The organism is Mesorhizobium sp. M1A.F.Ca.IN.020.04.1.1, assembly GCF_003997315.1.
Classification (GTDB): Bacteria; Pseudomonadota; Alphaproteobacteria; order Rhizobiales; family Rhizobiaceae; genus Mesorhizobium.
This window is the reverse complement of sequence record NZ_RZSN01000215.1, coordinates 1-8413: the sequence shown is the minus strand read 5'-3', so window position 1 is coordinate 8413 and position 8413 is coordinate 1. Positions and strand designations below refer to the sequence as shown.

Sequence of the window (8413 nt, the reverse complement as noted above, 5' to 3'; positions counted from 1 at the left end):
GACCAGAACCGCCGAGCCGCTGCGGGCAAGCTCGATCAGCGCCTGGCGGATATGGGCGGCGGCACCGGCGTCGACGCCCCAGGTCGGCTGGTTGACGACCATCACGCTCGGCTTGCGGTCGAGCTCGCGGCCGACGATGAACTTCTGCAGATTGCCGCCGGACAGCGCCGCGGCCTCCGGATCGGGAGCGCTCTTGCGCACGTCCATCGCGGCAATGATGCGCTGGGCGGCGCTGTAGACGGAAGCGTTCCTGACCATGCCGCCGGAGCCGACGAAGGACTTGCCGTCGGTGGCATGGCGCGACAGCAAAAGGTTCTCCGAAAGCTTCATCCGCGGCGCCGCGCCGTGACCGAGCCGTTCCTCCGGCACGAAGGCGGCGCCCATCAGCCGCCGGCCGGTGATCGACACGCCGCCCGCATCCTTGCCGCGGATCCGCACGGAACTGGGAACCTGCTGTAGCACCTCACCGGAGACGGATTCGAAAAACTCGCCCTGGCCGTTGCCGGCGACACCGGCGATGCCGATCACCTCGCCGGCACGTACCGAAAGATTGATGTTCTTGAGCGGAATGGCGAACGGCGTCGCCGGCTTGCGGGTAAGCCCGCGGATCTCCAGCAATGCCGGCGCGGTCTCGATGCCCTTGGCCGGCGCGCGCACCACTGCCTTGACCTCATTGCCGACCATCATGCGGGCTAGCGACGCGGCCGTCTCCTGGCGCGGGTTGCAGTGGCCGACGACCTTGCCGTGGCGCAGCACCGTGGCGCGATCGCAGATGCGTTTGACCTCTTCCAGCCGGTGCGAGATGTAAAGGATCGACTTGCCTTCAGCGCGAAGCCGCTCCAGCGTTTCGAACAGCTTGTCGGCTTCCTGAGGCGTCAGCACCGAAGTCGGCTCGTCGAGGATGATGAGTTGGGGCGTCTGTAAGAGGCAACGGATGATCTCGATGCGCTGGCGCTCGCCGACGGAAAGATCGCCGACCAGCGATTCCGGATCGAGCGGCAGGCCGTAGCTGTAGGAGAGCGCCCGCGCCTTCGCGGCAATCGCGCTGATCGGCGAGCCGTCGTTCAGCGAAAGCGCGATGTTCTCGGCCGCCGTCAGCGCCTCGAAAAGCGAGAAATGCTGGAACACCATGCCGATGCCAAGCTTCTTGGCGAGGCCGGGGCTGGTGATCCTGACGGCTTGGCCGTTCCAGAAAATTTCACCCGAATTCGGTTCCAGCGAGCCGAACAGCATCTTCACCAGCGTCGACTTGCCGGCGCCGTTCTCGCCGAGCAGGGCGTGGATCTCGCCCTTCGCGATGTTGAGGTCGATATGGTTGCACGCCGTCAGCGTGCCGAAAATCTTCGTAAGGCCACGAACCTCCAGCAGGTTCGCCCTGTCATGATTTGCACTCACAGTGCCTCCCATCCAGTTACCCGGATATGTTCTGTGTTCCCGCTGGTATCGTATGCGCGGCCGGCTTCGGTCGGAAAGCGGCACGCAACTTGAAAGAGCTTCAAGAATTCCAGCGGAAACTCAAGGGGTAAGATAGGCCTGTTCAGGGCAAGAGGGAAACCAGTAAGCTTGTCGGGGAAACCACTGCCTTGAGGCGCGGCAAGGCGCTGAAAAACAAGGCAGCCGGCTTAGGGGATGAGGATGGTTGTGCCCGTCGTCTTGCGGCCCTCGAGATCGGACTGCGCTTGTGCCGCGTCCTTCAGCGCGTAGCGCTGGTTGATCTTGATCTCGACGGCGCCGCTCAGCACTACCTCGAACAGCGCTTGCGCCGAGGCCACAAGGTCCTCGCGTTTGGCGTTGTAGACGAAGATTGTCGGGCGGGTCGCATAGAGCGAGCCTTTCTGCGCCAGAAGCGACATCGGGAAAGGCGGGATCGGCCCGGACGACTGGCCGAAGCTGACAAACATGCCAAGCGGCCTCAGGCAGTCGAGCGAAGCGGGAAAAGTGTCGTTGCCGACGGAATCATAGACGACGTCGCACTTTTTGCCGCCGGTAATGGCGGCGACGCCGGCGACGAAATCCTGCTCCTTGTAATTGATGACATGGTCGAAGCCATGTGCCTTGGCGAGCTCGACCTTGTCGACGGAGCTCGCCGTGCCGATCACCGTCGCGCCGAGATGCTTTGCCCATTGGCCCAGGATCAGGCCGACACCGCCGGCCGCGGCATGGTAGAGGATCGTGTCGCCCGCCCTCACCTTAAAGGTGCGGCGCAGCAGATATTCGGCCGTCATGCCTTTCAGCATCATGGCCGCCGCCTGCTCGTCGCTGATGCCGTTCGGCACCTTTACCACGCGGTCGGCGGCGATCACGCGTTCTTCCGAATAGGCGCCGACATTGACTGCATAGGCGATGCGATCGCCGGGCTGCAGCCAGTCGACGCCGGCGCCAACGGCCAGCACCACGCCCGCCGCCTCGCCGCCCGGGACCAGCGGAAAGCCGCCGGGCGGCGCGTAGAGGCCCGAGCGATGGTAGATGTCGATGAAGTTGAGTCCGATCGCGGTATGCCTGATCAGAATCTGCCCGGCGCCTGGCTGGCCGGGATCTGAATCCTCATAGGTCAGGACCTCGGGGCCGCCATGGGCGTGAATGCGGATCGCTTTGGACATTGCTCAACTTTCTCGGAAAAGGACGGAAGGTGGATATCGAGTCAGGATTTCCTGGCGCCAAGATTGGGGAACATCTGCATGATGCCCCCGATGCAGGCGAGATAGAGCCCGGTAACCGTAATGCCGGCCTTGGTGAAGATGCTGACCTGCTCGCTCAGAACCCCGATCTTGTCATAGAACGAGGCAAGTGCGGCCTGTGCCAATGCAAGCGCGCCGAAGGCGCACCATAACAGCGTCATGCCGAGATTGATCGGCCTGAGCCGCACCACCCGTACCGGATGGATGAAGTTGATCGGCAGGAAGGTGAGAATACCGGCGACCACGACCACGGCGAAGGAAACCCACTGCCCCGGCTCGATGACAAAGAGCGTGAACACCACCATGTTCCAGACGACCGGGAACCCCTTGAAGAAGTTCTCCTTCGTCTTCATGCCGGTGTCGGCGTAGTAGATCGCGCTGGAGACGACGATGATCGCCGCCGACAGGAACGACAGGTTCTCGCCCATCAAGCCTCGCTGGTAGAGCGCGAAGGCCGGAATAAGCACGTAGGTCACGTAGTCGATGATGTTGTCGAGGAGCTCGCCCGACCATGTCGGCAGGATCTCCTTGACTTCGAGCTTCCTGGCGATCGGGCCGTCGATGCCGTCGACGAAGAGCGCCAGCCCGAGCCACCAGAACATTGCCGTCCAACGTCCCTCGCTCGCCGCCACCAGCGACAGGAAGGCGAGGAACGAGCCGGACGCAGTCAGCAGGTGCACGGAAAAAGCCCGCGCCTGCGGCCACGTCACTTTCTTCTTCGGCCGCGGAATCCGCTCCGCGATTTTCTTGGCCGCATTCCGGGCCGCTGTGTTCTTGCTCACGGGCCTCGCCAATCCAGCTTGCATATCTCGGCCGAACGGCCGGCGAAATTCCAATTGCGGCCGAAGGCGCGCATCTTGCTCTTGTCCGACTTCGCCACGATGATTTCCGGTGCGATCCAGTATTCGGAATTGGTAATGACGGTGTCTTTGTCGCGGTCCTTGCCGGGTATCGGCGTCACCGCGCCGTCGATAATCCGCGGTATCTGGAAAACGCGCGTCCTATCACGCGTCTCATAGGTGATCGGCACCTGTTCCACGCCAAGGAAGTTTCCAACAAGAATCGACAGTAGCGAAGTGGTCCCGCCCGCCTTCCCGGTGAAGATTTTTGTCAGGGCCTTCACGGCATAGATGGAGGCGCGCTTGTCGATGAACAGGCCGGCGCTCCAGTTGCCGCGGCTCATATAGCCCGGGATTTCCATGACCAGACCAAGATTAAGGCCGGAAAGATCGACCTCGCCGAAATGGCCGGCGTCGATGCGGAACCCGGCCCACGTCTGGCAATAGCCTTCGGTCGGCGGATGGCTGCCGAGCGACAGAACGCAGGGGCAGAAAACCGTGCAATTGCAGGAGAGTACCAGCTCTCCCTTCATCGCCCAGCTCTGATCGGCCATCGAAATCTCCCTCACGCGGAAACTAATAGCAGGGCGGCGGCCCACACAAGCAGTATCGCACCGGAAACCCGACTGGCCACCCTGCCCGCGGTCTGTTTCTCGATCAAAGCGAACAGGCCGATCAGCGCCGTCCAGAATATGTTCATCGCGCCCACGGCGAACATGACCAGCATCAGCGCCCAGCAACAGCCGAGACACCAGATGCCCTGCTCCACTCCCAGGCGAAAGACACGCCCCGGCTTCGCGCTCCAGTTGGCAAACAGGATCGAGAACGGGTTGCGGCACCTCTTGAGGCACGCCTGCTTCAAGCCGCTGAACTGATAGAGGCCGGCAATCGCCAAGGCGGCGGCCCCGGCAACCCCGACGACAGGATCGAGCACCTGTCCCGCGGCGACAAAGCCATAGATTATGAGCGTCAGCGCGGCGAACGCCACTGAGGCGGCAAGCCAAGTCGCGAGAAATCCCATCACCAGAACCAGCGGATGGGCGACGGGCTCTCCCTTGATCCGAGCGGTATCGGCAATCTCGCAATAGGTGCGGATCATCGGCGCCGCCGAAGGCAGCATCGTCGCCACCGCCATTATGAACCACATCAGGACGAGCGCCGACGCCGCCAACGAGCCTGAAAGCGGCGCCGGCGCAAGGCACAAAGCGAAGAACCGGTCGAGGAAATCCGGCAGCGGCAATGGCGGCAGGTTCTTCAGCAGCGCATCGCCCGGAGCGCCGCCGGCAACGCGGCTTTCGGCGCCGCGAATAGCCATGGCAGCGAGGATCCACCAGGCAAGCACGACGCCCGCACCGATAGTGAGCATCACGGCAAGGCGGGGGCTGCGCGCCAGTCCCGCCGTGGCGCGGCCGGCGCGGTCGAGATGGCGGAAATCGTGCTCCTGGGCGCTCATGCCAATCGAATGGGCCGAATCGCCGCGTTGATCAAGTCCGCCGATCTGCCCTATACCGCATGCAGGCCGACGGGCCGCCATCAACATGGAAGCCTGGCGTGGAGCAGAGTGACAAAGCCCGCATATTGATCGCCGGCAGCGGCCCGGCCGGCCTGATCGCCGCACTCGGCTTTGCCGAGGCAGGCTTTGCCGTGACGTTGGCTGGCCCCGAGGCCGCCGGCGGCGATGGCCGCACCACCGCCCTTATGAACCCTGCTCTCAAGGTGCTCGACCACCTGGGCGTGCTGGACGAACTCAGACCGCAGGCGGCGCCGCTGAAAATGATGCGCATCGTCGACGCAACGCGCCGGCTGATCCGCAGCCCGACCGTCACCTTCCGCGCCAGCGAAATCGGCGAGGAGCAGTTCGGGCTCAACCTGCCGAACAAAATCCTGATCCCGGTGCTTGCCAAGAAGGTCGCCGCAAATCCCGGCATCGAGTGGCGAAAGTCGATGGTCGATGCCTGGCGGCTCGACGCCGACCACGCACATGCGAGCCTCGCCGATGGCAGTGAGGTCTCGGCATCGCTGGCGGTTGCCGCCGACGGGCGCCTCTCGCCGGCGCGCGAGGCCGCCGGCATCAAAGCCTCCGCCCGACCCTATCCTCAGTCGGCGCTCGTTCTCAATTTCAGCCATCGCAGCGAGCATGGCTTCATCTCGACCGAATTCCATACCGAGACCGGGCCGTTCACGCAGGTGCCGCTGCCGGGCAAGCGCTCCAGTCTCGTCTGGGTGGTGAAGCCGGAAACGGCACAGGAACTGGCCACGCTCGACGATGCCACGCTGTCTGTTCGGGTCGAAGGGCAAATGCAGTCCATGCTCGGCCGGGTCTCGGTCGAGCCCGGCCGCCAAGTCTACCCGCTTTCGGCGGCCTCGCCCGGTCGGTTCGCGCAAAACCGTGTGGCGCTTGTCGGCGAGGCTGCTCATGTCTTCCCGCCGATCGGGGCACAAGGCCTCAATCTCGGCATCAGGGATATCGACGATCTGATTGGAATCGCCAGCGAAAATCGCGACGATCCCGGGTCGAGGCTGAGCCTTGCCGCCTACGACACGCGGCGCCGTCCGGACATCCTGGCGCGCAGCAGTGCGGTGAACTTGCTCAACATGTCGCTGCTATCCGACATGCTCCCGGCGCAGCTTGCGCGCAGCGCCGGCCTCAACGTGCTGGGCAGCTTCGCGCCGCTGCGCGCCTTCTTCATGCGCGAAGGCCTGCGGCCGGGAAGCGGTTTTCGGGCGCTCGCCGGCGGCTTCAGGAAACAGGCCGCGCGCTGAGGCACATTTGCAAACTACCGCTTTCGGCCGAGCATTGCGCCTGCCGATAGGTAGCTTGGTGGCCAGGGCGTCGGTAAAGCATTGCATTGGAGCAACGTCTGCGCCAAATCGTACCAAGCCGAAAGTCGGGGTCGATTTTTGAGCGCGTGACGTGTAGATTCAAGACCTTAGGCGCCCTGTGCGCGCAAGCCGCTGCGGCGCCTCGGGACCGAAGTGGTGAGTGCGATGAAGACGGCCAAATTCGCGATCGGACAAGTTGTTCGCCACCGGCTGTTTCCGTTCCGTGGCGTGATCTTCGACGTCGATCCGCAATTCGCCAACACCGAAGAATGGTATGAAGCGATCCCGGCGGACATGCGTCCAAGCAAGGACCAGCCTTTCTATCACCTTCTCGCCGAGAACTCCGAGACAGAGTACATCGCTTATGTATCCGAGCAGAACCTGCTCGAGGACCGGTCCGGCGAGCCGGTGCGGCACCCGCAGATCGGCGAGATGTTCGACAAGCTGCCCGACGGGCGCTACGAGCCGAAAGGTCACTCGAAACACTGAGGGCTGAACAAGCGACAATAAAAAAGCGGGGCGCCTGCCCCGCTCAGACTGCTGACGAACCCCGTCGATTTTCGGCGGGGTTTTGTTTTGCAGATTGATTGCGCTTGGGAAATTGGTGGCGGGAGCGGATGTCAGGAGGCCGCCGACGCAGATTTGGCCTCAGGCGAGGACCGGTTTGGGCTTTGGCCAGAGGCTGATTGCGATCTTTTTCATGTTCTGGGCGGCGGCTGCGATCAGGCACTGGCAGGCGACGCGGGTTCGCCCTCGGAAGCGGGCGTAGCGATGGCCGAACAGCTGCTTGGCATCGGCGAAGGATCGCTCGACCGTCTCCTTGCGACGCCGGTAGATGGCCTTGCCCCAAGCCGTGAGCCGGTTGGCATCGACGCGCTCGCGTTGATCCTGCCAGACATGGCGTGTGATGGTGCGCTCGGCCTTGGCGTTTGAGGTGCAGGAGGCCAGCAGCGGACAGTCGCGGCAGATGGCCGGATCGCTTCTGTAATGACGATACCCGCCGCGATCGGTGCTGGCGTAGGTGAGCAACTGGCCCTGCGGACAACGATAGCCGTCCCGATCCGGTTCATGGACGAAGGCGCTCTTCCTCATCTTGCCGGGCCTTGGCGGGGTCGGGTTGCGATAGCCGATGACGCCCCGGATGTTCCTGTCCTCCAGCCCCTTGGCGATGCCTGGCGTGGCATAGCCGGCATCCAGCCCCGCCGCCGCCACAACGAAGCCGAAGCGCTCCACCTGGCGGTCGAGCCGGCCAAGATAGACGATCGAGTCATGCATGTTGGCCGGCGTGGCGAAGGTATCGGTGATGATGCCGCAACGACCGTCCACCGTGCGGTGATCGAGATAGAAGAAGCCCTTCGGCTTGCCCTCGCGCACCATGTAGCCGGCCTCCGGATCGGCGCGCGAGACCTTGGTCTGCTTGACCGGCGGCTTGCGCTCTTTCTGCTTCAGCGGCTTCTGACCGTGCAGCGCCCGTTCCGTCTCGATGGCGCGGTCGAGCTCGCCCCAGTAGTCGGCACGCGACTTGGCGACCATGGCAAGGTCGTATTTGCCCTTGTTGGCGTTGGCCTTCAGGTGCGTGCTGTCGGTATACAGCACCGTCCCGTCCACCAGCCCCGCAAGGATCGCCTGCTCCACGATGCGGTCGAAGATCGCCTGCGCGATCGTCTCGTCCTGGTAGCGCCGACGACGGTTCTGCGACAGCGTCGAGGCGTCGAACACCTTGTCGGTCAGCTTCAGCCGCAGGAACCAGCGGTAGGCGACATTGACCTCGATCTCGCGCACCAATTGCCGCTCCGAGCGCACTCCGAACAGGTAGCCGATGAACAGCGCCTTGAACATCAAGGTCGGGTCCAGCGGCGGGCGGCCATTGTCGGCGCAGTACAATGGCGCCGTCAGATCGTGGATGAACGAGAAGTCGATCGATCGATCGATCTTGCGCAACAGATGATCGGCCGGAACCAGCTGATCCAACGTCACCATCTCAAGCGCGGTCTGTTCAGGGGCGGGTCGCTTCAACATGACCCAGTGAATCAAAAACCCCCGGCAAACGCCAGGGGTTTGTCAGCAGTCTGA

8 protein-coding genes are annotated in these 8413 nt (G+C 63.5%); 2 read left to right on the top strand and 6 right to left on the bottom strand.

The window, feature by feature from the left end; translation table 11 throughout:
- The 5 genes from EOA49_RS28165 to EOA49_RS28145 form a co-directional block, all read right to left on the bottom strand.
- Window positions 1–1407 (bottom strand): ABC transporter ATP-binding protein (locus EOA49_RS28165; protein ID WP_164749304.1); only part of this gene is annotated, 1407 nt, incomplete at its 3' end.
- A 215-nt stretch (window positions 1408–1622) separates the two neighbouring features.
- A complete protein-coding gene (locus EOA49_RS28160) occupies window positions 1623–2600 on the bottom strand; it encodes a quinone oxidoreductase (RefSeq protein WP_127216537.1) in 978 nt (325 codons plus the stop codon).
- A 41-nt stretch (window positions 2601–2641) separates the two neighbouring features.
- Window positions 2642–3460: a phosphatidylcholine synthase gene (pcsA, locus tag EOA49_RS28155; protein WP_066989933.1), complete on the bottom strand. Its 819-nt coding sequence runs from the start codon at window positions 3458–3460 to the stop codon at window positions 2642–2644.
- Window positions 3457–4071, bottom strand: coding sequence for a DUF1326 domain-containing protein (locus tag EOA49_RS28150; protein WP_066989810.1), 615 nt, complete (start codon window positions 4069–4071; stop codon window positions 3457–3459). The genes pcsA and EOA49_RS28150 overlap by 4 nt, the downstream gene beginning before the upstream one ends.
- Before the next feature lie 11 nt (window positions 4072–4082).
- Entirely contained in the window at window positions 4083–4970 is an 888-nt protein-coding gene (locus tag EOA49_RS28145; protein ID WP_127243480.1) for a DUF2182 domain-containing protein, read from the bottom strand.
- Between the two features lie 98 nt (window positions 4971–5068).
- Here EOA49_RS28145 and EOA49_RS28140 point away from each other — a divergent pair, with 98 nt between their 5' ends.
- Window positions 5069–6280 carry a UbiH/UbiF family hydroxylase gene (locus EOA49_RS28140; protein WP_164749303.1) on the top strand — a complete coding sequence of 404 codons (1212 nt, stop codon included), beginning with the start codon at window positions 5069–5071 and terminating at the stop codon, window positions 6278–6280.
- 225 nt (window positions 6281–6505) lie between these two features.
- Entirely contained in the window at window positions 6506–6829 is a 324-nt protein-coding gene (gene hspQ / locus EOA49_RS28135; RefSeq protein WP_066989816.1) for a heat shock protein HspQ, read from the top strand.
- Window positions 6830–6988: 159 nt separating this feature from the next.
- Here hspQ and EOA49_RS28130 read toward each other — a convergent pair whose 3' ends face one another.
- Window positions 6989–8359 carry an IS1182 family transposase gene (locus EOA49_RS28130; protein ID WP_127241691.1) on the bottom strand — a complete coding sequence of 457 codons (1371 nt, stop codon included), beginning with the start codon at window positions 8357–8359 and terminating at the stop codon, window positions 6989–6991.
- Window positions 8360–8413 lie beyond the last annotated feature (54 nt).